Raw genomic sequence first — 21,041 nt, forward strand, 5'->3', positions numbered from 1 at the left:
CTTGCGGCAGCAGCGCGAGGCGAGCGGCGCCGTCGTCGGGCAGCGCCGCCAGCCACGCGTCCAGCGTCAGCGGCGCGTCGATGCCGGGCAGCCGCGCGCGCCCGCTCTGCTCGCAAGCGCTCACCGCCACCGCACGCCAGTGCGCGAGGCGCTTGTCGGCGCGCTCGCCGTCCAGGCGCACCTCGGTGCGCTCGCTGACGATCGGCACGATGCGCGCCGCGCCCAATTCGGTCGCCTTCTGCACGATCAGGTCCATCTTCTCGCCGCGCGCGATGCCCTGCACGAGCGTCAGCCGCAGCGGCGATTCCGGCAGCGCATCGCACCGCGCGTCCACGCGTGCCGTCACCGCGCGCCTGGCGATGGAAATCAGCGTCGCCGCGTAATCGTGGCCGCCGCCGTCGAACAGCACCACCGCATCGCCCACGCCCAGCCGCAGCACGCGCGCGACGTGCTCGCCGGCCTGCTCGGGCAGCGTCACTTCGGCGCCTTCGGCGAGCGGCGCGGCGACGTGGATGCGGATCTGGCGCATGAGCGTGGCGACGGACAGAGGACGCTTGATTGTACGTGGTCGCCCGTATCTGCACGCCTTCCTTTCCGCCATGCCCATGGACGTGTCGGGTCATGCGGCGAGGCCGGTTTTCTCGTCTCCCTCTCCCGCCTGGGCGGAAGAGGGGCGGGGTGAGGGTGGCGGCGCCGCAAGGCGCCCGCCGCGGGGCACCGGCAACGCCTGCGCGCATGGGATCGCGCGCCGGTCGCCTGCACGCAGGTTCCTGCGGGCGGCTTCCCGGCGCTGCCGCAACAGCAGGAATCGGATGGCGGCACCTACGCGGCGGTCCTACCGTGTCGCCATCCGAAACGGAGCCGCGCATGAAACTCCACGACTACCTTCCCTCGCAAAACGGCTGGAAAGTCCGCGCGCTCGCCGCGCAGCTCGGCATCGCGCTGGAGACCGAGCATGTGTCGATCTTCGAAGGCGGCGCGCGCACGCCGGCGTTCCTCGAGAAGAACCCGATGGGCGCGGTGCCGGTGCTGGAGCTGGACGACGGTCGCTGCATCGCCGAGTCGAGCGCGATCCTGTGCTTCCTCGCCGAAGGCTCGCCGCTGCTGCCGGCCGATCCGGCCGAACGCGGCCGCGTGCTGCAGTGGCTGTTCGCCGAGCAGAACCACATCGAGCCGGTGATCGGTTCGCTGCGCTACTGGACGCTGACCGGCAAGCTGCCGCGCCGCGCCGCTTCGCTGATCGACGCCAGGCGCGCCGCCGGCGAGCAGCGCCTGGACATGATCGAGCGCCATCTCGGCCGGCACCCGTTCCTCGCCAACGACCGCTACAGCATCGCCGACCTCGCCGTCTACGCCTACGGCCACCTCGCCGAGGATGCCGGCTTCAGCTTCGCGCAGCGTCCCGCCTGGCGTGCCTGGATGGCGCGCGTCGCCGAAGCCGCCGCGCCGCTGCCGCCGGTGGTGCCGTACGGCGTCGATCCGCATTCGTCGCGCGAGCTGTAGCGCCATATGCGCCGTAGGGCGGAACCGGCGCAGCCGGTTCCGCCGCTTGCCGAGGCGCGCGGAAGTCGCGGCGGAAGCCGCTTCGCGGATTCCGCCCTACGCGGCGACCGCGCGCTCGATGCCCTGCGTCGCCACGCCGACCATGAAGTCGATCTCGTCCTCGGTGATCACGTACGGCGGCATGAAGTAGACGACGTTGCCGAGCGGGCGCAGCAGGGCGCCGTGGTCGAGGCCGTGCAGGTAGACGCGCAGGCCGCGGCGCTCGTGCGCTGGCCAGGGCGTGCGCGTCGCCTTGTCCTGCACCAGCTCGACGGCGGCGATCATGCCGGTCTGGCGCACTTCGGCGACGTGCGGGCGGTCGGCCAACGGCGCCAGTTTCGCGGCGAGGTGCGCGGCCAGCGTGCGGTTGCGCTCCAGCACCGGATCGGTGCGAAAGATCTCCAGCGTGGCCAGTGCGGCGGCGCAGGCCAGCGGATTGCCGGTGTAGCTGTGCGAGTGCAGGAACGCCTTGCCGCTGCTGTATTCGGCGTAGAAGGCGTCGTACACGCGCTGCGTGGTCAGCACCGCCGACAGCGGCATGAAGCCGCCGGTCAGTCCCTTCGACAGGCACATGAAGTCGGGGGCGACGCCGGCCTGCTCGCAGGCGAACAGCGTGCCGGTGCGGCCGAAGCCGACCGCGATTTCGTCGGCGATGAAGTGCACCTCGAACTCGTCGCACAGCGCGCGCAGGCCGGCCAGGTAGCGCGGGTGGTACATGCGCATGCCGCCGGCACACTGCACCAGCGGCTCGACGATCACCGCGCAGACTTCGCGCGCGTGGCGCTCGAGGATCGCGCGCAGTTCGACCAGCCGGCGCTCGGCGAGCGCCTCCCACGATTCGCCGGGTTCGCGTTCGTAGGCATCCGGCGAGGGCGCCAGGATCGGCGTCAGCAGCAGCGGCGCGTAGGTTTCGCGGTACAGCGCCACGTCGCCGACCGACAGCGCGCCCAGCGTTTCGCCGTGGTAGCTGCCGGTCAGCGCGACGAAGCGGGTCTTCTCGCCGCGGCCGAGGTTGCGCCAGTAGTGGAAGCTCATCTTCAGCGCGACTTCGATCGCCGAGGAGCCGTTGTCGGCGTAGAACACGCGCTCGAGGCCGGGCGGCGTGATGCGCACCAGCGCCTCGGCCAGCTCCAGCGCGGCGTCGTGGGTGAAGCCGGCGAAGATCGCGTGCTCCAGGGTGTCGAGCTGGCGCTTCACCGCCGCGCCGATGCGCGGGTTGGCGTGGCCGAAGATGTTGGTCCACCAGGAGCTGATCGCGTCGAGGTAGCGGCGGCCGTCGTGGTCGTACAGCCACGCGCCTTCGCCGCGCGCCAGCGGGATCATCGGCACGGATTCGTGGTCGCGCATCTGCGTGCACGGATGCCAGACCACGGCGAGGTCGCGCGCGGCCAGCGCGGCGTTGCGGGAAGCGGGAAGGGCGTTCATGGCTTGCTATGATCCTCGCGTAACGCGCCGCGGCTCAAGTCGCGCGGCGTTTTTCCTTCCAGCCGAAGCCCGATGACACGCTCGCGCATCGCTCTCGTTGGCCTCGCCGTGCTGCTGCTGGCGCTTGCCGCGCTGCTGTGCTGCCTGCCCGCGCGCCTGGCGCTGCGGCTGGCCGGCGAGCGGCTGGGGCCGCTGCGGCTGGAGGGCGCGAGCGGCAGCCTGTGGCGGGGTCGCGCGGTGCAGGCATGGTGGGGGCCGCGCGCGCTGGGCGCGCTGGACTGGACGCTGGCGCGGGGCCCGCTGCTGGCCGGCCGCGTCGAATCCACCTTCGCGCTGCGCGCCGCGGACGGCTTCACGCTGGGCGGCGCGGCGGCGCGCGAGGGCGAACGCATCGACCTGCGCGAGGTGACGCTGGACCTGCCGGCTGCGCGGCTGGCGCCGCTGCTGGACGACGATCCGCTGCCGGTGCGCGGCGCGATCCGCGGGCGCATCGGCGCGGCGCGGCTCGTGCGCGGCTGGCCGACGCGGCTCGACGCGCAATTCGTCTGGCGGGACGCCGCGCTGGGCGCCGATGCGGTGCGGCTGGGCGACGTGGCGATCGTGACGGCGGTACAGCCCGACGGCAGCATCGGCGGCACGCTGCGCAACGGCGGCGGCGAGGTCGCGGTCGACGGCCGTTACCGCGTTCTGCCGCTGGGCTGGACGTTGCAGGCGAAGCTCGCGCCGCGCACGGACGATGCGCGCGTGCGCCGCGCGCTGGCGCGGTTCGGCAAGCCGGCGGCGGACGGCAGCGTGAGCCTGCGGATCAGGCATGGCGTGGTCTGGTGAGCACGTCCGACAAGATCCCCCTGCCCTGGAAGAGGGCAGGTCAGCGTCCGGCTGATATGCGCGCATCGGCGCCAGCGGACCCGCACCCACCATGCCTCTCGCCGAGGGAGAGGGGCCATTCCAGGAGCGCACGATGAGCGTGGATGCCGCTTTTCTCGACCGCGCGCTGGCGACGGCGCGCGAGGCCGCGGGCGCCGCGGCCGAGGTGTTGCGCCACTACTGGCGGCGCGAGGTGCAGGTCGAACTGAAGGCCGACGCCACGCCGGTCACGGTTGCCGACCGCGAGGCCGAGGCGGCGATCCGCGCGGTGCTGCGCGCGGCATTCCCCGACCACGCGATCTACGGCGAGGAACTCGGCCGCGACGGCGGCGGCGATTTCCTCTGGCTGGTCGATCCGCTGGACGGCACCAAGAGCTTCGTGCGGCGCACGCCGTTCTTCTCCACGCAGATCGCGCTGATGCACCGCGGCGCGCTGGTTGCCGGCGTGTCCTGCGCGCCGGTCTACGGCGAGACGATGTGGGCGCGCGCCGGCGGCGGCGCCTTCCTCGACGGCGTGCGCGCGCAGGTGGCCGACACGCGCGAACTGGCGCAGGCGTCGCTGTCCACCGGCAACGTCAAGACGCTGACCGCGGGCCCGCGCTGGGCGGCGCTGGGCGCGCTGATCCGCGACAGCAACCGCATCCGCGGCTACGGCGATTTCTGCCACTACCACCTGCTGGCGCGCGGCGGGCTGGACCTGGTGATCGAGTCCGACGTCAACATCCTCGACATCGCCGCGCTGGCGGTGATCGTGCGCGAGGCCGGCGGCGTGTTCACCGACCTCGACGGGCGCGAACTTTCGCCGGACACCACCAGCGTGCTGGCCGGCGTGCCGGCGATCCACGCCGAGGCGCTGCGCCGGTTCGCGCGGAGTGCGTGAGCAGCGCGGAACGGGCAGGGAGAGGGGGCGCGCGCAGCGCGGGACGATGATGCGCGGCCGTCCTGCGGACGGCTCCCCCTCACCCCGACCCCCGCCGGGGAGAGGGAGGCAAACGCGGTGCCGGGTTTCCGCTCGGCATCCGCCCGCATCGCGGCCAGGATCGCGGCGAATGTCTGCGGGATTCGTCATCCGCAGCCGCTACAATCGGCGCATGTCCCGCAAACCCCCCGTGATCCACGCCACTCGCCCGGTCGATGCCAGCCGCTTCCTGCGCGTCGAGCAGGTCGACCTCGAATTCTCCAACGGCGAGCGCCGCACCTACGAACGCCTGAAGGGTTCCGGCCTCGGTGCGGTGATCATCGTGCCGGTGCGCGATCCGGAAACGGTGCTGCTGATCCGCGAATACGGCGTCGGCGTGAACCGCTACGAGCTCGGCCTGCCCAAGGGCCGGCTCGACCGCGACGAGACGGTCGAACAGGGCGCCGACCGCGAGCTGAAGGAGGAAGTCGGCTGCGGCGCGCGCCAGCTCAGCGTGCTCGGCCGGCTGTCGCTGTCGCCGGCCTACATGACCCACGAGACCTACGTGGTGCTGGCGCAGGATCTCTATCCCGAGCGCCTGCCGGGCGACGAGCCGGAGGAACTGGAAGTGGTGCCGTGGAAGTTCGCCGAGCTGCACAAGCTGCTGGGGCGCGAGGACGTCACCGAGGGCCGCTCCATCGCCGCGCTGTTCATGGCGCGCGAATACCTCGCCGGCCGCTTCCGCCCGGCATGAGCACGCTGGAGCGCTACTGCCGCGAGGCGTCGCTGCTGGCGCGGCAGGCGGCCGCGGCCATCCTCGAGATCTACGCCGGCAGCTTCGGCGTCGAGCACAAGGACGACGCCTCGCCGCTGACCGCGGCCGACCTGGCCGCGAACCGCATCCTCGTCGACGGCCTGCGCGCGCTGACGCCGGACACCCCGGTGCTGTCGGAGGAATCCGCCGCCGCGCCGTGGAGCGAGCGGCAAGGCTGGACGCGCTACTGGCTGGTCGATCCGCTCGACGGCACGCGCGAGTTCATCAAGCGCAACGGCGAGTTCACCGTCAACGTCGCGCTGGTCGAAAACCACCGCGCGGTGATGGGCGTGGTGCTGGCGCCGGTGACCGGCGAGCTGTACCGCGCGACCGCGGGCGGCGGCGCGTTTCGCGAGCGCGCGCCGGGCGCGCTGCCCGAACCGCTGGCCACGCGCGCCGCGGCGCGGCCGCTGGTGGTGGCCGGCAGCCGCTCGCACGGCAATCCGCAGCAGGCGGCGCTGCTGGCCGCGCTGGGCGAGCACGTGCTGGTGCCGATGGGCTCCTCGCTGAAGTTCTGCCTGCTGGCGCGCGGCGACGCCGACTTGTACCTGCGCCTCGGCCCGACCAGCGAATGGGACACTGCCGCCGCGCAGTGCGTGCTGGAGGAGGCCGGCGGCGCGGTGCTCGACCTCGACGGTCGTCCGCTCAGGTACAACGCCAAGCAATCGCTGCTCAACCCCGACTTTCTCGCCGTCGGCGATCCGCGCGTGGACTGGACCGCGCGCCTGAAACAGGCCCCCGCGCCATGAACGACACGCGCCGCTACACGCTCGACGACCTGCTGGCGATCATGGCGCGCCTGCGCGACCCCGAGCGCGGCTGTCCGTGGGACGTGCAGCAGAACTTCGACACCATCGCGGCGTACACGCTGGAAGAAGCCTACGAGGTCGTCGATGCGATCGACCGCAAGGACCACGCCGCGCTGCGCGACGAGCTGGGCGACCTGCTGCTGCAGGTGGTGTTCCACGCGCGCATGGCCGAGGAGGCCGGGCTGTTCCGCTTCGCCGACGTGGTCGAGGCGATCGCCGACAAGCTGGTGCGCCGACATCCGCACGTGTTCGCCGACGCGCGCTATGCCGGCGTCGCCGAGCAGACCCGCGCGTGGGAGGCGATCAAGGCCGGGGAGCGCGCGTCCAAGGGCGAGCAGGACGCCAGCGCGCTGGCCGGCATCGCGCGCGGCCTGCCCGAATGGCAGCGCGCGCTGAAGCTGCAGCAGCGCGCGGCCACGGTCGGCTTCGACTGGCCCGGCCCGGGGCCGGTGCTGGACAAGCTGGAAGAAGAAATCGGGGAGGTACGCGCCGAGTTCGACGCCGGCGCGCCCGTCGAACGCTTCGAGGACGAGATCGGCGACGTGCTGTTCGTGATCGTCAACCTCGCCCGTCACGCCAAGGTCGATCCCTCGCGCGCGCTGCGCGGCGCCAACGCCAAGTTCGAGCGCCGCTTCCGGCGCATGGAAGCGCTCGCCCGCGCCGCCGGCGAAGCGCTGCCGGGCAAGACGCTGGCCGAGCAGGACGCGCTGTGGGATCGCGCCAAGGCCGAGGAGCGCGGCTGACGCGCCCTCGCGCCTGCGTCAATCGCGCCCGCGCTGCGGCGCCCCGTCCAGCCGCGCCAGGTTTTCGTCCAGGCTCTGCCTGAGCGTGGCGATCGCCTGATCCGCATTGGCCGGCTTCAGTTGCGCCCGCGCGAGGCGGTCGTAGACGTAGTTGCGCACGGTCGGGTTCCGCGTCTTCGCCAACACGTCCTTGTACAGCGCGGGCAGCTCCCTGGCGCGGCCTTCGATCAGGTACAGCCGCTCGATCCGGCGCAGGTCGCCGATCGCCGCGCGCGCGGGCGCGGCCTCGCCGCGCATGCGCATGCCGGGCATGCGGTGGCCGCCGAATCCGCCGGCTTGCACGGAGGCGCCGGCCGGGTCGGGCAGGGCGGCGCCGGGCGCGGCCAGGGCGCAGGGCGCGCCGCCGGCCACCAGCGTGCCGAGGACGAGGGCGAGGATGGTGTTGCGGGACATGGGGGTTCTCCTGTGGGATACGTTCCCACCGACCGGAAACGCGCCGGCGGCGGCCGGGTTGACCACCCTGCCATCGGTCATGGCCGCCGCGCTTAAACGCCGTACCGCCGGCGCGCATCCCATCGTCGTCTGCCACCCGGGAGTATCGCCATGCGTGCCCTGATCGCCCTCGTGCTGTTCGCCGTGCCCGTGCTGGCCGGCGCGGAAGAATGCCGCTACCACGCGGACCGCAATTTCGACCTCGATGCCGCCGGCCTGCGCAGCGTGGCGCTGCAGCTCGGCTCCAGCGACCTGGTGCTGGAAGGCGTGCCCGGCCTGAAGCGCGTCGAGGTGCGCGGCAAGGCCTGCGCCTCCGATCCGAAATGGCTGGACGGGCTGACCGTGCAGCAGCACCGCAGCGGCGACCGCCTGGACATCGCGGTCGACCGCCGCGATCGCGGCATCCACCTCAGCCTGTTCGGTTCCAGCTACGCCTACGTCGACCTGCACGTGCGCGTGCCGGCCGAGCTGGCCGCGGCGGTGAACAGCGGCTCCGGCGACGTCGAGGCGAACGGCGTCGCCGCGCTGGACTTCGACTCCGGCTCCGGCGACCTGCGCGCGCGCGCGATCGCCGGCGCGCTGACGCTGCGGCTCGGTTCGGCCGACGTCGAGGCCGACGACGTCGGCAGCGTCGACCTGCGCTCGACCGGCTCAGGCGACGTCCACGTCGACGGCGTGCGCGGCAACGTCGATGCCGGCCGCAGCGGCTCCGGCGACCTGCGCTTCCGCCACGTGCGCGGCAACGTGCGCGTGCAGTCGACCGGCTCCGGCGATGTCGAGGCCGGCGACGTCGGCGGCGACGTCTGGGTCGGCAGCACCGGCAGCGGCGACGTCAGCGTCGACGGCGTGCGCGGCAGCTTCACCGTCGAGTCCACCGGCAGCGGCGACGTCAGCCATCGCGGCGTCGCCGGCAAGATCAGCGTGCCGCGCGAGCGCGATTGAACGCGGCGCACGATGGCGCGTGCAGGCGTGGCGCGCCGTCGTTCCGATCTGCGCCGGAACGACGGCGCGGGCATGGCGCTTTTTCCCCGGTTCAGGCGCGCAGCGTGCGCTTCGCGCACGAACGGGCGTCGAAGGTTGCGGCGGCAGTGGGGCGTGCGCGCAGTGCATGCCACGCGGTTGCGCCCTTCCCCGGCCCCGTTACTCGTAGAAGATGAAAAACGCCGCCGCGACGATCAGCGCGAAGCCGACCAGGTGGTTCCAGCGGATCTGCGCGCCGAGGTAGAACACCGAGAACACCATGAACACCACCAGGGTGATGATCTCCTGGATGGTCTTCAGTTGCGCCGGGTTGTAGACGCCATAGCCGATGCGATTGGCCGGCACCTGCAGGCAGTACTCGAAGAAGGCGATGCCCCAGCTCGCCAGGATCACCGCCCACAGCGGGCGGCTGGTGAACTTGAGGTGGCCGTACCAGGCGAAGGTCATGAACACGTTCGAGCCGATCAGCAGGGCGATCGGGGCGAGGTGGCGGATCGGCATGGGCGGTGCTCCTTTCGGTTGCGCCCACGCTAGCAGCATCGGTGTGCCGGCGGCAGCGGCGCGGACGCGCGCGACCGCAACGACGCTCCCTGCAGGGCGGCCGTGGCCGCGACCGGGCGGCCGGAATTGCGGCAAGCGCTTTGAAGTCGCAACTTGCGTTCGGATCGCGACCGAGGTCGCCCCTGCGCGAAAGCGCGGCGATGTCGTCCGCCTACCCGCGGCGCAGCACCGCCAGCGGCGGCGTGCGCAGCACGCGCCGCGTGCCGGCGAGGCCGAGCAGCGTGACCGCGACGGCGGCGGCCAGCGCGGCGCCGATCAGCGGCGCGAGCGGCGGCACGAAGCCGTCCAGCTTCAGCACGCGCGCGGCGAACCACAGGCCCGCGCCGGCCGCGCCGCCCGCGGCGGTCAGCCCGGCGATCAGGCCGAGTGCGGCGAATTCCGCGGCGACCGCCGCGGTGAGCTGGCGGCCGCGCGCGCCCAGCGTGCGCAGCAGCGCGGCCTCGTGCCGGCGTTCGCGCGCGCTGGCCGACAGCGCGGCGGCCAGCACCAGCGCGCCGGCCAGCAGGCTGAAGCCGAGCACCCAGCGCACCGCGCCGGTGACGCGGCCGATGATGTCGCGGATGCGGTCGAGCAGCGCGTTGACGTCGATCAGGGTGAGGTTGGGATGCGCGCGCGCGACCGCGGCCAGCGCATCGCCGCGGCCCTTGTCCAGGTGGAAGCTGGCGATCCAGGTGTGCGGCAGCTCGGCGGCGTGCGCGGGATCGAGCAGCAGGAAGAAGTTGACGCGGAACGAGCTCCAGTCGACGCCGCGCAGGCTGGTGATGCGCGCGGTCAGCGCGCGATCGCCGACCGCGAAGGTCAGCGTGTCGCCGAGCTTCAAACCGAAGGTCTGCGCCCAACCGCGGTCCACCGACACCTCGGCTTCGGTCGGCTGCGGCGCGAACCAGCGGCCGGCGGCCACGTGGTTCGCCTGCGGCGCGAACCAGCGGCCGGCGGCCACGTGGTTCGCCTGCGGCAGCGCCGCGCTCCACGACAGCCTGAGCTGGTTGTCCAGCCACTCCTTCGCGCGTGGATCGGCGAAATCCTCGGCGCGCGGCGCGCGACCGTTGATCGCCGCGAGCTTGCCGACGGCCAGCGGCAGCATGTTGAGCTGATCGGCGCCGACGTGCGCAAGCTCCGCGCCGAGCGCCTCGCGCTGGTCGTCCTGCAGGTTCAGCACGAACCAGTTGGGCGTGTCGGCCGGCAGTTCGCGGCGCCAGCCATCCAGCAGCGCCGGCGCGACCACGGCGAGCAGCAGCAGCGCGGTGAGGCCGAGCGCGATCGCGGTGGCCTGCACCAGGGTCAGGCCGCGCCGCCGCGCCAGCGACGACAGCCCCAGCCGCAGCGCCGGATGCGCGCCGGGCGCCAGGCGCCGCGCCAGCGCCAGCAGCAGCGCCGCCAGCGTGCCCGCGGCCAGCGCCACGCCGCCGAGGCTGCCGGCAAGGATGCCGGCCACGCGCAGCGAGCCGCTCTCGGCGGCGATCAGCAGCACGGCGACCAGCAGCGGCACCAGGTACAGCACGTCGAAGCGGCGCACGCGCCGGTCCTGCGTGCGCCGAAATACCGCCACCGGTGGTACCTCGGCGAGGCGCGCCAGCGGCGGGAAGGCGAAGCCGGCCAGCACGGCGAGGCCGGCGCCGGCGGCGGCCAGCACCGGCGCCAGCGGCAGTGCGGCCTGCGTCTGCGGGAACAGGCCGTGCGCCAGCGCGAACACGCCCTCGGCCAGGCCCAGCGCCAGCGCGCCGCCGAGCGCGGCGGCGGGCAGCGCGATCAGCGTGAGGATCAGCGCCAGCGTCGCCAGCACCTGCCGGCGCGGCGCGCCCAGCGCGCGCAGCAGCGCCACCTCGTCGGTCTTGCGCCGCGCATAGCGCTGCGCGGCCAGCGCGATCGCCACGCCGGCCAGCAGCGCGGCGAGCAGCGCCGCCAGGCGCAGGAACGCCTCGCCGCGATCGAAGGCCGCGCTCAGGCGCTCCTGCGTCTTCGCCGGCGTGAGGATCTCGCCGCCGGCCGGCAGGCGCGGCTCCGCGTAGCGCTGGAACGCCGCCAGCGCGGCCGGCGCGCCGGCCAGCATCAGGCGATGGCGCGCGCGGCTGCCGACGCCGAGCAGGCCGGCGGCTTCGGCGTCGCCGAGGTTCATCAGCACGCGCGGCGCCAGCGCGAACAGCTCGCCGCCGTCCGGTTGGCGCACCAGCTCGGCCGCGATCGCGAGATCGCGGCCGCCGAGCTGCACGCGCTCGCCGACGCGCAGGCCGAGCGCGACCAGCGCGCGGTGATCGAGCGCCACGCTGCCCGCGGCGATGCCGTGGCCGGCATAGCCGCGGCCGTCCGCGCCGCCGAGCTGCAGCGTGCCGCGCAGCGGATAGGCATCGTCGACCGCCTGCACGTCCAGCAGCTGGCTGCGATCGCCGGCGAAGGCGACGCTGGGAAAGCTCGCCGCGGCGCCGACTTCGAGGCCGAGCGTGCGCGCCTGTGCCGCCAGTTCGGCCGGCAGCGGCGCGCGTGCGCTGACGCCGAGGTCGCCGCCGATCAGTTCCGCCGCGCTGTCCAGCAGCGCGCGTTCGACCCTTGCCGCCAGCGTCGCCACCGCGCCCAACGCGGCCACCGCCAGCACCAGCGCCAGCGCCAGCGTGCGCAATTCGGGCAGGCGCCATTCGCGGCGCAGGGTGCGCAGGGCCAGCCGCAGCGTGTTCATGCCGCCGCCTTCAGGCGGCCGCCTTCCAGTTCGATCACGCGGCCGCAGCGCTCGGCCAGCTTGAGGTCGTGGGTGACCAGCACCAGGGTGGTGCCGTGCGCATGGTTCAGCTCGAACAGCAGGTCGCCGACCGCGCGGCCGGTACGCTGGTCGAGGTTGCCGGTGGGCTCGTCGGCGAACAGCACGCGCGGCCGGTGCACGAACGCGCGCGCCAGCGCGACGCGCTGCTGCTCGCCGCCGGAGAGCTGGTAGGGATAGTGGCCGCGGCGCGCGTCCAGCCCGACGGAGGCCAGCGCGGCGCGGGCGCGCTCGCGCGCGTCGTCGGCGCCGTCCAGCTCCAGCGGCAGCATCACATTCTCCTCCGCGGTCAGCGCCGGCAGCAGGTGGAACGACTGGAACACGAAACCGACCAGGCGCCGGCGCAAATCCGCGCGGCCTTCCTCGTCCAGCGCCTCCAGCGCGTGGCCGTCCAGCTCGACGCTGCCGGCGCTGGGCACGTCGAGGCCGGCGAGCAGGCCGAGCAGGGTGGTCTTGCCGGAACCGGAGGCGCCGACGATGGCGATGCTCTCGCCGTCGCCGACATCGAGGTCGACGCCTTCGAGGATGTCCAGCCGCCCTCCGGGGCCGATCACCGACTTGCCAAGACCGCGCGCGCTCAGTAAAGGTGGGCTCATGCGTCGAATCCTCGTGGTCCTGCTGTTGGTGGTCGCCTCCGCCGCGGCGCTCGCCGCGCCGCGGCCGGTGCTGGTGCTGGGCGACTCGCTTTCGGCCGCGCACAACATTCCGGTCGAAGCCGGCTGGGTGCATCTGCTGGAAGTCCGCCTGCGGGAGATGAAGGCGCCGAGGCCGGTGATCAATGCCAGCGTCAGCGGCGCGACCACCGCGGACGGCATGAGCCGCCTGCCGACGCTGCTGAAGGAGCACCGGCCGGCGCTGGTGATCCTGGAGCTCGGCGCCAACGACGGCCTGCGCGGCCTGTCGCTGGCGGAGATCCGCGCCAACCTCGAGGCGATGATCCGCGCCTGTCGCGCCGCCCGCGTCGAGGTGCTGCTGGTCGGCATCGAGCTGCCGGTCAACTACGGGCCGCAGTACCGCGACGGCCTGCGCGCGCTCTACCGCGACCTCGCCGCGCAGCACCGCCTGCCGCTGGTGCCGTTCCTGCTGGACGGCGTGGCGCTGAAGCCGGAGCTGATGCAGGACGACGGCCTGCACCCGACGGCCGCCGGCGAGCCCGCGGTGCTGGACAACGTCTGGCAGGCGCTGGCGCCGCGGATGGCGCGGCTGCGCTGAGCGCGCCGCGGTCGTGACCATGCGCCCATGCCGGCGCCGCGCGCGTGGCTATACTCCCGGCTTACCCTGGGGAGTCGCGCCATGAAGCTGCATCATCGTCTGCTTGCCGCCACGCTCGTCTTTTTCGGAGCCGCCGCCATGAGCCACGCCGCCACGCCCGTCCTGGTCATCCACGGCGGCGCGGGCGTTATCAAGAAGGACATGAATCCGGCCAAGGAGAAGGCGATTCGCGCAGTCCTGAGCGAAGCGCTGCGCCACGGCTACGCCCAATTGAAGGCCGGCAAGCCGGCGCTGGATGCCGTCACCGCGGCGATCACCGTGCTCGAGGACGACCCCAACTTCAACGCCGGCAAGGGCGCGGTGTTCACCCACGACGGCAAGAACGAGATGGACAGCGCGATCATGGACGGCGCCACCCTGCGCGCCGGCGCGGTCGCCAACGTGCACCACGTGAAGAATCCGATCCTGCTGGCGCGCGCGGTGATGGAGCACTCCCCGCACGTGATGCTGGTCGGCGACGGCGCCGAGGCGTTCGCCAGGCAGCAGGGCATCGCGCTGGTCGACGCGTCGTACTTCCGCACCGAGGAGCGCTGGCAGCAGTTGCAGAAGGCGCTGAAGGAGGACGCGGCGAAGCAGCCGCACGCCGACGTCGAGACCGCCAAGCACTTCGGCACGGTCGGCGCGGTGGCGCTGGACGCCCAGGGCCATCTCGCCGCCGGCACCTCCACCGGCGGCATGACCGACAAGCGCTGGGGCCGCGTCGGCGATTCGCCGATCATCGGCGCCGGCACCTACGCCAACGCCAAGTGCGCGGTGTCCGGCACCGGCTGGGGCGAGTTCTACATGCGCACCGTGGCCGCGCACACCATCTGCATGCGCGTGGCCGAGATGGGCCAGCCGGTGAAGCAGGCGGCCGAGGACGTGATCAACCGCGAGATCCCCGCGCTCGGCGGCGATGGTGGCGCGATCGTGCTCGGCGCCGACGGCAGCTTCGCCACGCCGTTCAACACCGACGGCATGTTCCGCGGCTGGATCGGCGCCGACGGCGTGCCGCACGTGGCGATCTACAGCGACGAGACCGGCGGCCGCCCGTAGGCGCCTGCCGTAGGAGCCTGCGTGCAGGCGATCTCGACCACCTGAGCCGATGCCGGGAGTCCGCGCGTCCATGACCATCGACGTCTGCCTCGCCGGCGCCACCGGCTGGGCCGGTTCCGAGCTGGCGCGCGGCATCGCCGCCTGCGCGGATCTGCGCCTGGTCGGTGCGGTCGCGCGCACGCAGGCAGGGCGCGTGCTCGGCGACGCGATTGGCGATGCGCGGCTGGCCTGCCGCGTGTCGGCGAGCGCAGAGGAAGCGCTCGCCGAACCTTGCGACGTGTTCGTCGAGTACACGCAGCCGGACAGCGCGAAGGGCAACGTCCTCGCCGCGCTGGCGCACGGCGCGCATGTCGTCGTCGGCACCTCCGGCCTGGGCGCCGCCGACTACGCCGAGATCGACGTCGCCGCGCGCACGCACGGCCGCGCCGTGCTGGCCTGCGGCAACTTCGCGCTGACCGTGGTGCTGCTGCAGCGCTTCGCCGAGATCGCGGCGAAGCACGTGGCGCAGTGGGAGATCGTCGACTACGCCAGCGACGCCAAGCCGGACGCGCCCAGCGGCACCGCGCGCGAACTGGCGGATCGCCTGGCGAAGGTGCGCGCGCCCGCGCCGACGGTTCCGGTCGCACAGACGCAGGGCGTGAAGGCAACCCGCGGCGCCACGCTCGCCGGCACGCAGGTGCATTCGATTCGCCTGCCCGGCTTCGTGATCGGCGCCGAGATCATCTTCGGCATGCCCGACCAGAAGCTGACGATCCGCCACGAGGCCGGCAACAGCGCGCGCCCGTACGTGGACGGCGCGCTGCTGGCGATCCGCCGCGTGCACACGCTGGCGGCCGGCCTGCACCGCGGCCTGGACGCGGTGCTCGAGCTGTAAGCGGGCGGGTTCCCGCGCCGCGGATGGCCGCGGCGAAAGCCAGCGTGCGCTTTGCGCACCAGCGATGCGCCCTGTCCGTGCGCGAAGCGCACGCTACGGCTTGCGTTGCGGCGGCTTCAGTCGTCGCCGAGCGGACGCTCGCGCACCGGCCGCTTGGCCAGCTTGCGCTGCAGGGTGCGGCGGTGCAGGCCGAGCCGGCGCGCGGCCTCGGAGATGTTGCCGTCGCATTCGGCCAGCACGCGCTGGATGTGCTCCCACTCCAGCCGCCGCAGCGGCGGCGGCGCGTCGGGCAGGGCGGGCTCGGCCTCGATGAGCGGGTCGCGCGCGTCGCCCTCGGCGAGCGCGCGCACCACCGCGTCGGCGTCGACCGGCTTGGCCAGGTAGTCGTGCGCGCCGCGCTTGATCGCCTCCACCGCGGTGGCGATCGAGGCGTAGCCGGTCAGCAGCAGGATGCGCGCGCGCGGCGCCAGCGTGCGCAGCTCGGGGATCAGGGCGAGGCCGTTCTCCTCGCCGAGCTTGAGGTCGAGCACGATCGCGTCGGGGCGTTCCGCGCGCGCGGCGTCGCGCGCCGCCGCGGCGTTCTGCGCGACGCTGACCGTATAGCCGCGGGCACCGAGCGCGCGCGCCAGCACGCGCACGAACACGGCATCGTCGTCGACGATCAGCAGGCGTTCTTTGCTCTCGTTCAAGATCGATCTCCCACCGCGCTCAGCGGTAAACGCAGACACATTTCGGCACCGCCGTCGGGGGCGCGGCCCAGCGCAAGCTCGCCGTCCAGGCGCTCGGCGGTGGCTTCGGCCAGCGCCAGGCCGAGGCCGAGGCCGTCGTGCTTGCGCGAATAGCCGAGCATGGTCGCACTGCGCGAGTCCTCGGTGAAGCCCGGACCGTAGTCGCGCACGCGCAGCTCGATCCAGCCGCGCTCGCGGCGCGCGGCCAGGCCGACGCGGTCGGAATCGTTCAGCGCGGAGGCATCGGCGGCGTTGTTGAGCAGGTTGATCAGGGCGTGGCGCAGCCCGGGCTGCACGCGCAGCGGCAGCGTGGCGTCGGCCTCGCCGATCTCGACGCTGGCCTCGGCCTCCGGGCGCAGCAGGCGGAAGCGTTCCATGCAGTCGTGCAGGAATGTGCCCAGCGTGGTGCGCTCCGGCGTCTGCGTCAGCTGCATGTTGCCGAAGCTGGCCATCTCGCGAAGGATGCCGCGGCAGCGCTCGACCTGGCCGGCCAGCAGGTCGAGGTCGTCGGCCAGCGCGGCGTCGCCGCCACGCTCGCGCTTCAGCTCGGTGAGCAGGGTGCGCATGGTCGACAGCGGCGTGTTCAGCTCGTGCGCCGCGCCGGCCGCCTGGGTGGCGATGGCGAGGATGCCCTCGTCGCGCAGCGCACGCTCGCGCACGCGCTGCACCTCGTCCTGCTGCGCGCGCAGCGCGGTGGCGAGGCGGGCGGTGAACACGCCGAGCAGCAGCGCGGCGATCGCGAAGTTGACCGCCATGCCGGTGACGATCAGGTGGAAGTCGCCGTAGCCGGCCGTCTGCAGGTGCGGCAGCGGCAGGTACCAGCGCATCAGCAGCAGGTAGGCGAGGCCCGCCAGCGTGGCGACCGCGGCCACGCCGCGCGTGGACAGCGCCGCGGCGGCCAGCGCGATCGGCACCAGCAGCAGGGTCACGAACGGGTTGCTGGCGCCGCCCGTGTGGTAGAGCAGGTAGCCCAGCACCAGCGTGTCGACCGCGATGTGCGCGACCGCCTCGATCTCGCTGACGTGCCACGGGCGGCCGAGCCGCCAGGCCGCCAGCGCGGCGAACGCCGAGAGCACGCCGATGCCGGCGAACAGTTGCGGCTGCGGGATGTCGAGGCCGAGGCCGTAGGCGACCACCAGCACCGCGGCGCTCTGGCCGGCGATCGCGGTCAGGCGCAGCCAGGCCAGCGTGCGTACCAGCGCGCGCGGGCCGAGGCGTGGATGCGAGCGAGGAGGATTCATTCGGGGACGGCTCCGGGCAAGCGCATAGCTTACCGTCTCGAGCGCCGGAAACGATCCGAAGCGCGGCCTGCGGGAGCGGCTTCGGCCGCGGCCGCGCCCGGATCGGGGCCGGAACCCCCTCCGGAGGGAAACGGATCCGCCGGCGCCGCGCGACGCCGACGGTGCCCGTGCTCAGGCCGCGGCCGCGCGGGCCGCGCGTCGCGCCTGGCGGCGCTCGCGCCGGCGCGCGGCGAAGCGCGCGAATGCCAGGTAGATCGCCGGCGTGCTGAGCAGGGTCAGGCTCTGCGACACCAGCAGTCCGCCGGCCATGGCCACGCCCAGCGGCTGGCGCATCTCGGCGCCAACGCCGAAGCCGATCGCCAGCGGCAGCGCGCTGAGGAAGGTCACCATCGAGGTCATCATGATCGGGCGGAAGCGCACCAGGCAGGCTTCGCGGATCGCCGCCTCCGGCGCCAGGCCGCGTTCGCGTTCGGCGGTCAGCGCGAAGTCCACCACCATGATCGCGTTCTTCTTGACGATGCCGATCAGCAGCACGATCGCGATCACCGAGACCAGCGACAGCTCGGTGCCGGTCAACTGCAGCGCCAGCAGCGCGCCGACGCCGGCCGAGGGCAACGTCGACAGGATCGTGACCGGGTGGATCAGGTTCTCGTAGAGCATGCCGAGCACGATGTACACGGTCAGGATCGCGGCCAGGATCAGCCACGGGCCGCCGCCCTGGGACTGCCGGAAGCGGCGGAAGTCGCCGCCGAATTCGCCGCGGATGCTGCCGGGCATGCGCAGGCCCTGCATGGTGCGTTCGATCAGCGGCGCGGCGGCACCCATCGCCACGCCTGGGGCGAGGTTGAAGTAGACGTTGGCGACCGGGAACTGGCCCTCGTGGTCCACTTCCAGCGGCGCCACCGCCGGCTGCATGCGCGTGACCGCCGCCAGCGGCACCATGTTGCCGCGGTTGGAGCGCACGTACAGGCGCAGCAGCGCGTCCGGCGTCTGCGCCAGGCCGGGCAGCGCGTTCAGCACCACCTTGTACTGGTTGAGGTCGGAGTAGATGGTGGAGATCTGGCGCTGGCCGAAGGCGTCGTACAGGGCGTTGTCGATCGAGGCGATCGACACGCCGAGGCGCGCCGCGGCGGCGCGGTCGATCACCAGGTTCTGCCGCATGCCGGCGCTGTCGTAGTCGGTGCTGACGTCCTTGAACTGCGGCAGCGCGCGCAGCGCGGCGGCGAGCCGCGGCGCCCAGGCGTGCAGGGCGTCGAGATCGTCGCCCTTCAGCGCGTACTGGTACTGCGCCTTGTCCGAACTGCCGCCGCCGCCACCGCCGCCGATGTCCTGCACCGGGTTGAGCGACATGCGGATGCCGGGCACGTTGGCGGTGGCCGCGCGCAGCCGCGCCAGCACCGCGCCGGCGCGCTCGCTGCGGCCGTCGCCGAACGGCTTCAGGGTGACGAACAGCGAGCCGGTGTTGGCGCCGCCCCAGCGGCCGCCGCTGAGGAACGAGCCGACGCTCGCCACCGCCGGGTCGCGCTGCACGATCGCGGCGATCTGCTGCTGGCGTGCGGCCATCACCGCGTAGGAAACGTCGGCGCCGCTTTCGGTGTGGCCGCGCAGCATGCCGGTGTCCTGCTCGGGGAAGAACCCCTTCGGCACGACGACGAACAGCGCGATGGTGAGCGCGACCAGCAGCAGCGGCTGCAGCGCCATCAGCCGGCGATGGCGCAGCGACCAGTCGAGCAGGCGCGCATAACCGGCGTGCATGCGCGCGTGCAAGGCGTCGATGCGGCGGCCGAGCGGCGACACCGGCGCGGTGTCGCGCGGGCGCAGGAAGCGCGCGCACAGCGACGGCGTCACCGTCAGCGAGACTATCGCGGAGATCGCCACCGCCGCGGCCAGGGTCACCGAGAATTCGCGGAACAGCAGGCCGAGCAGGCCGGGCGCGAAGATCATCGGGATGAATACCGCGATCAGCGACACCGTGATCGAGACCACGGTGAAGCCGATCTCGCGGGCGCCCTGCAGCGCCGCCTGCAGCGGCGCCAGGCCCGCGTCGAGGTGGCGCACGATGTTCTCGATCACCACGATCGCGTCGTCGACCACGAAGCCGACGGCGATCACCAGCGCCATCAGCGAGAGGTTGTCCAGCGTGTAGCCGAACGCGTACATCGCCGCGAACGCGCCGGCCAGCGACAGCGGCACGGCGAGGCCGGCGATCAGCGTCGGCGTCAGCCGGCGCAGGAACAGCAGCATGGTGAAGATCACCAGGCCGAGGCTGATCAGCAGGGTGACCTGCACCTCGTCGACCGACGCCTCGATGGTGCCGGTGCGGTCGAAGAACGGGGTCAGCTCGACGCCCGCCGGCAGCCATCCGCGCATCAGCGGAAGCTGCGCCTGGATCGAGCGCACCGTCTGCAGGATGTTGGCGTCGGCCTGCTTGCGCACCATCAGCAGGATCGCGCGCTGGCCGTTGAACCAGGCGGCCTGGTAGCGGTCCTCCTGGCCGTCGTAGACGCGCGCGACGTCCTTCAACCGCACCGGCGTGCCGTTGCGCACGCCGATCACCAGTTCGGCGAAGTCGGCGGCGCTGCGCAGCGCGTCGTTGGCGGCGACCGCCATCATGGTGCGGCCGTCGCTGAGGAAGCCCTGCGGCGAGGTGACGTTGGCCGCGGCCAGCGCGTTGCGCACGTCGTCGCCGGACAGGCCCATCGCCGACAGCGCGCGCAGGTTGAGGTCCACGCGCACCGCCGGCGTGGCGCCGCCGCGGATGTCGACGTCGCTGACGCCCGGTTGCTGGCGGATGCGCTGCGCCAGCAGCGAATCGGCGAGGTTGTAGAGCTGCGAAAGCGGCAGCGTCTTCGAGGTCAGCGCCAGGCTGAGGATCGGCGCGCGGTTGGGGTCGGCCTTGCGGTAGGTCGGTGCGTTGCGCAGCCCGGCGGGCAGGTCGGGCGCGGCGGCGTTGATCGCCGCCTGCACGTCGCGCGCGGCGCCGTCGATGTCGCGGCCGGCGTCGAAGATCAGGAACACGAAGCTGGAGCCTTCCGTGCTCTCCGAGTTCATCGTGTCGATGCCGGCGATCTGGCCGAGGTGGCGCTCCAGCGGCGCGGACACGGTCGAGGCCATGGTGCGCGCGTCGGCGCCGGGCTGGCTGGCCTGCACGAAGATCGCCGGAAACTCGACGTTCGGCAGCGGCGCCACCGCCAGCAGGAAGTAGGCGATCACCCCGGCCACGGCCATGCCGGCCGCCAGCAGCGAGGTGCCGATCGGGCGCCGGATGAACGGGCCGGAGATGTTCATGCGTGCAGGCGTTCCGTTTGCGTTTCCCGGGCAATTCCTGTCTCCCTCTCCCGCCGGCGGGAGAGGGTCGGGGTGAGGGTGGGGCGCCTGCGCAGCAGGCACCTGCGGCGCCTCCCCCTCACCCTGGCCCCCTCCCCGGCGGGGAGAGGGGAGAAGAAACAGTGGCGACATCGCGCTGCATGCGCGAGCGTTCGCGCAGCCACGCCGTGAAGCGCTCCATGTACAGGTAGATCACCGGCGTGGTGTACAGCGTCACCAGCTGCGACAGCAGCAGGCCGCCGACGATGCTGACGCCGAGCGGGCGGCGCAGCTCCGAACCGATGCCGCTGCCCAGCGCCAGCGGCAGCGCGCCGAGCAGTGCGGCGGCGGTGGTCATCATGATCGGGCGGAAGCGCAGCAGGCAGGCGCGGCGGATCGCCTCCAGCGGCGTGCGGCCCTGGCGCTGCGCCTCGATGGCGAAGTCGATCATCAGGATCGCGTTCTTCTTGACGATGCCGATCAGCAGGATGATGCCGACGATGCCGTCCACCGACAGGCTCATGCCGGCCAGCATCAGCGCCAGCAGCGCGCCGACGCCGGCGGGCGGCAGCGTGGAGATGATCGTGACCGGGTGGATGTAGCTCTCGTACAGCACGCCCAGCACGATGTAGATCACCACCAGCGCGGCGAGGATCAGCAGCACCTCGTTGCCGAGCGAGGCGGAGAACTCGGCGGCCTTGCCG

At 73.0% G+C, this 21,041-nt stretch carries 20 protein-coding genes; 10 read left to right on the plus strand and 10 right to left on the minus strand.

Annotation, left to right across the window (positions count from 1 at the left end; translation table 11 throughout):
- The coding region (locus ABFC67_RS08345; RefSeq protein ID WP_346737540.1) for a 16S rRNA (uracil(1498)-N(3))-methyltransferase at nucleotides 1-529 on the minus strand (529 nt) is incomplete at its 3' end.
- Nucleotides 530-867: 338 nt separating this feature from the next.
- Here ABFC67_RS08345 and ABFC67_RS08350 point away from each other — a divergent pair.
- Nucleotides 868-1,503, plus strand: coding sequence for a glutathione S-transferase family protein (locus tag ABFC67_RS08350; protein WP_346737541.1), 636 nt, complete (start codon nucleotides 868-870; stop codon nucleotides 1,501-1,503).
- 96 nt (nucleotides 1,504-1,599) lie between these two features.
- Here ABFC67_RS08350 and ABFC67_RS08355 read toward each other — a convergent pair whose 3' ends face one another.
- Nucleotides 1,600-2,967 carry an adenosylmethionine--8-amino-7-oxononanoate transaminase gene (locus ABFC67_RS08355; RefSeq protein ID WP_346737542.1) on the minus strand — a complete coding sequence of 456 codons (1,368 nt, stop codon included), beginning with the start codon at nucleotides 2,965-2,967 and terminating at the stop codon, nucleotides 1,600-1,602.
- Nucleotides 2,968-3,039: 72 nt separating this feature from the next.
- Between ABFC67_RS08355 and gspN the strand changes: the two genes are divergently transcribed.
- The 5 genes from gspN (at nucleotide 3,040) to mazG (ending at nucleotide 7,098) form a co-directional block, all read left to right on the plus strand.
- Entirely contained in the window at nucleotides 3,040-3,795 is a 756-nt protein-coding gene (gene gspN / locus ABFC67_RS08360; protein ID WP_346737543.1) for a type II secretion system protein N, read from the plus strand.
- A gap of 133 nt (nucleotides 3,796-3,928) precedes the next feature.
- Nucleotides 3,929-4,714 (plus strand): inositol monophosphatase family protein, encoded by a 786-nt coding sequence (locus tag ABFC67_RS08365; protein ID WP_346737544.1) that lies wholly within the window; start codon nucleotides 3,929-3,931, stop codon nucleotides 4,712-4,714.
- A 211-nt stretch (nucleotides 4,715-4,925) separates the two neighbouring features.
- A complete protein-coding gene (nudE, locus tag ABFC67_RS08370) occupies nucleotides 4,926-5,486 on the plus strand; it encodes an ADP compounds hydrolase NudE (RefSeq protein ID WP_346737545.1) in 561 nt (186 codons plus the stop codon).
- The gene (gene cysQ / locus ABFC67_RS08375) at nucleotides 5,483-6,295 is read left to right on the plus strand and encodes a 3'(2'),5'-bisphosphate nucleotidase CysQ (RefSeq protein WP_346737546.1); all 813 of its coding nucleotides are present in this window, start codon (nucleotides 5,483-5,485) and stop codon (nucleotides 6,293-6,295) included. Before nudE ends, cysQ begins: the two co-directional genes overlap by 4 nt.
- Nucleotides 6,292-7,098, plus strand: a complete 807-nt coding sequence (gene mazG / locus ABFC67_RS08380) for a nucleoside triphosphate pyrophosphohydrolase (protein WP_346737547.1) — start codon at nucleotides 6,292-6,294, stop codon at nucleotides 7,096-7,098. The genes cysQ and mazG overlap by 4 nt, the downstream gene beginning before the upstream one ends.
- Nucleotides 7,099-7,116: 18 nt before the next feature.
- On the opposite strand, the gene ABFC67_RS08385 is transcribed toward mazG, so the two are convergent.
- Nucleotides 7,117-7,551 (minus strand): hypothetical protein, encoded by a 435-nt coding sequence (locus tag ABFC67_RS08385; protein ID WP_346737548.1) that lies wholly within the window; start codon nucleotides 7,549-7,551, stop codon nucleotides 7,117-7,119.
- 150 nt (nucleotides 7,552-7,701) lie between these two features.
- Between ABFC67_RS08385 and ABFC67_RS08390 the strand changes: the two genes are divergently transcribed.
- Nucleotides 7,702-8,532 carry a DUF4097 family beta strand repeat-containing protein gene (locus ABFC67_RS08390; protein ID WP_346737549.1) on the plus strand — a complete coding sequence of 277 codons (831 nt, stop codon included), beginning with the start codon at nucleotides 7,702-7,704 and terminating at the stop codon, nucleotides 8,530-8,532.
- Nucleotides 8,533-8,730: 198 nt separating this feature from the next.
- Here the strand turns inward: ABFC67_RS08390 and ABFC67_RS08395 are convergent, their stop codons facing one another.
- The 3 genes from ABFC67_RS08395 to ABFC67_RS08405 form a co-directional block, all read right to left on the minus strand.
- Complete coding sequence (locus ABFC67_RS08395) at nucleotides 8,731-9,072, minus strand: DMT family protein (protein WP_346737550.1); 342 nt, start codon at nucleotides 9,070-9,072, stop codon at nucleotides 8,731-8,733.
- Between the two features lie 211 nt (nucleotides 9,073-9,283).
- The gene (locus ABFC67_RS08400; protein ID WP_346737551.1) at nucleotides 9,284-11,803 is read right to left on the minus strand and encodes an FtsX-like permease family protein; all 2,520 of its coding nucleotides are present in this window, start codon (nucleotides 11,801-11,803) and stop codon (nucleotides 9,284-9,286) included.
- Nucleotides 11,800-12,477 carry an ATP-binding cassette domain-containing protein gene (locus ABFC67_RS08405; RefSeq protein WP_346737552.1) on the minus strand — a complete coding sequence of 226 codons (678 nt, stop codon included), beginning with the start codon at nucleotides 12,475-12,477 and terminating at the stop codon, nucleotides 11,800-11,802. Before ABFC67_RS08405 ends, ABFC67_RS08400 begins: the two co-directional genes overlap by 4 nt.
- Here ABFC67_RS08405 and ABFC67_RS08410 point away from each other — a divergent pair.
- The 3 genes from ABFC67_RS08410 to dapB all read left to right on the plus strand — a co-directional run bounded on the left by ABFC67_RS08410 (nucleotide 12,476) and on the right by dapB (nucleotide 15,062).
- Nucleotides 12,476-13,093 (plus strand): arylesterase, encoded by a 618-nt coding sequence (locus tag ABFC67_RS08410; RefSeq protein ID WP_346737553.1) that lies wholly within the window; start codon nucleotides 12,476-12,478, stop codon nucleotides 13,091-13,093. The two genes, ABFC67_RS08405 and ABFC67_RS08410, sit on opposite strands and share 2 nt — an antisense overlap.
- Before the next feature lie 138 nt (nucleotides 13,094-13,231).
- Nucleotides 13,232-14,188: an isoaspartyl peptidase/L-asparaginase gene (locus ABFC67_RS08415; protein WP_346737554.1), complete on the plus strand. Its 957-nt coding sequence runs from the start codon at nucleotides 13,232-13,234 to the stop codon at nucleotides 14,186-14,188.
- Between the two features lie 70 nt (nucleotides 14,189-14,258).
- Complete coding sequence (dapB, locus tag ABFC67_RS08420) at nucleotides 14,259-15,062, plus strand: 4-hydroxy-tetrahydrodipicolinate reductase (protein ID WP_346737555.1); 804 nt, start codon at nucleotides 14,259-14,261, stop codon at nucleotides 15,060-15,062.
- A gap of 116 nt (nucleotides 15,063-15,178) precedes the next feature.
- On the opposite strand, the gene ABFC67_RS08425 is transcribed toward dapB, so the two are convergent.
- The 4 genes from ABFC67_RS08425 to ABFC67_RS08440 form a co-directional block, all read right to left on the minus strand.
- Entirely contained in the window at nucleotides 15,179-15,751 is a 573-nt protein-coding gene (locus ABFC67_RS08425) for a response regulator (protein ID WP_346737556.1), read from the minus strand.
- A complete protein-coding gene (locus ABFC67_RS08430; RefSeq protein ID WP_346737557.1) occupies nucleotides 15,748-17,031 on the minus strand; it encodes an ATP-binding protein in 1,284 nt (427 codons plus the stop codon). Before ABFC67_RS08430 ends, ABFC67_RS08425 begins: the two co-directional genes overlap by 4 nt.
- A 171-nt stretch (nucleotides 17,032-17,202) precedes the next feature.
- Nucleotides 17,203-20,319, minus strand: coding sequence for an efflux RND transporter permease subunit (locus ABFC67_RS08435; RefSeq protein WP_346737558.1), 3,117 nt, complete (start codon nucleotides 20,317-20,319; stop codon nucleotides 17,203-17,205).
- Nucleotides 20,320-20,437: 118 nt separating this feature from the next.
- Nucleotides 20,438-21,041, minus strand: a 604-nt coding sequence (locus ABFC67_RS08440; protein ID WP_346737559.1) for an efflux RND transporter permease subunit, incomplete at its 5' end; no start/stop codon positions are given.

This window comes from Mizugakiibacter sp., assembly GCF_039680435.1.
Classification (GTDB): Bacteria; Pseudomonadota; Gammaproteobacteria; order Xanthomonadales; family Rhodanobacteraceae; genus Mizugakiibacter.

What these genes read in the sequence shown, in the direction of transcription:
- ABFC67_RS08350 (WP_346737541.1), top strand. Translation starts at nt 868, where the DNA reads ATGAAACTCCACGACTACCTTCCCTCGCAAAACGGCTGGAAAGTCCGC.
- ABFC67_RS08355 (WP_346737542.1), bottom strand. Translation starts at nt 2,967, where the DNA reads ATGAACGCCCTTCCCGCTTCCCGCAACGCCGCGCTGGCCGCGCGCGAC.
- gspN (WP_346737543.1), top strand. Translation starts at nt 3,040, where the DNA reads ATGACACGCTCGCGCATCGCTCTCGTTGGCCTCGCCGTGCTGCTGCTG.
- ABFC67_RS08365 (WP_346737544.1), top strand. Translation starts at nt 3,929, where the DNA reads ATGAGCGTGGATGCCGCTTTTCTCGACCGCGCGCTGGCGACGGCGCGC.
- nudE (WP_346737545.1), top strand. Translation starts at nt 4,926, where the DNA reads ATGTCCCGCAAACCCCCCGTGATCCACGCCACTCGCCCGGTCGATGCC.
- cysQ (WP_346737546.1), top strand. Translation starts at nt 5,483, where the DNA reads ATGAGCACGCTGGAGCGCTACTGCCGCGAGGCGTCGCTGCTGGCGCGG.
- mazG (WP_346737547.1), top strand. Translation starts at nt 6,292, where the DNA reads ATGAACGACACGCGCCGCTACACGCTCGACGACCTGCTGGCGATCATG.
- ABFC67_RS08385 (WP_346737548.1), bottom strand. Translation starts at nt 7,551, where the DNA reads ATGTCCCGCAACACCATCCTCGCCCTCGTCCTCGGCACGCTGGTGGCC.
- ABFC67_RS08390 (WP_346737549.1), top strand. Translation starts at nt 7,702, where the DNA reads ATGCGTGCCCTGATCGCCCTCGTGCTGTTCGCCGTGCCCGTGCTGGCC.
- ABFC67_RS08395 (WP_346737550.1), bottom strand. Translation starts at nt 9,072, where the DNA reads ATGCCGATCCGCCACCTCGCCCCGATCGCCCTGCTGATCGGCTCGAAC.
- ABFC67_RS08400 (WP_346737551.1), bottom strand. Translation starts at nt 11,803, where the DNA reads ATGAACACGCTGCGGCTGGCCCTGCGCACCCTGCGCCGCGAATGGCGC.
- ABFC67_RS08410 (WP_346737553.1), top strand. Translation starts at nt 12,476, where the DNA reads ATGCGTCGAATCCTCGTGGTCCTGCTGTTGGTGGTCGCCTCCGCCGCG.
- ABFC67_RS08405 (WP_346737552.1), bottom strand. Translation starts at nt 12,477, where the DNA reads ATGAGCCCACCTTTACTGAGCGCGCGCGGTCTTGGCAAGTCGGTGATC.
- ABFC67_RS08415 (WP_346737554.1), top strand. Translation starts at nt 13,232, where the DNA reads ATGAGCCACGCCGCCACGCCCGTCCTGGTCATCCACGGCGGCGCGGGC.
- dapB (WP_346737555.1), top strand. Translation starts at nt 14,259, where the DNA reads ATGACCATCGACGTCTGCCTCGCCGGCGCCACCGGCTGGGCCGGTTCC.
- ABFC67_RS08430 (WP_346737557.1), bottom strand. Translation starts at nt 17,031, where the DNA reads ATGAATCCTCCTCGCTCGCATCCACGCCTCGGCCCGCGCGCGCTGGTA.
- ABFC67_RS08435 (WP_346737558.1), bottom strand. Translation starts at nt 20,319, where the DNA reads ATGAACATCTCCGGCCCGTTCATCCGGCGCCCGATCGGCACCTCGCTG.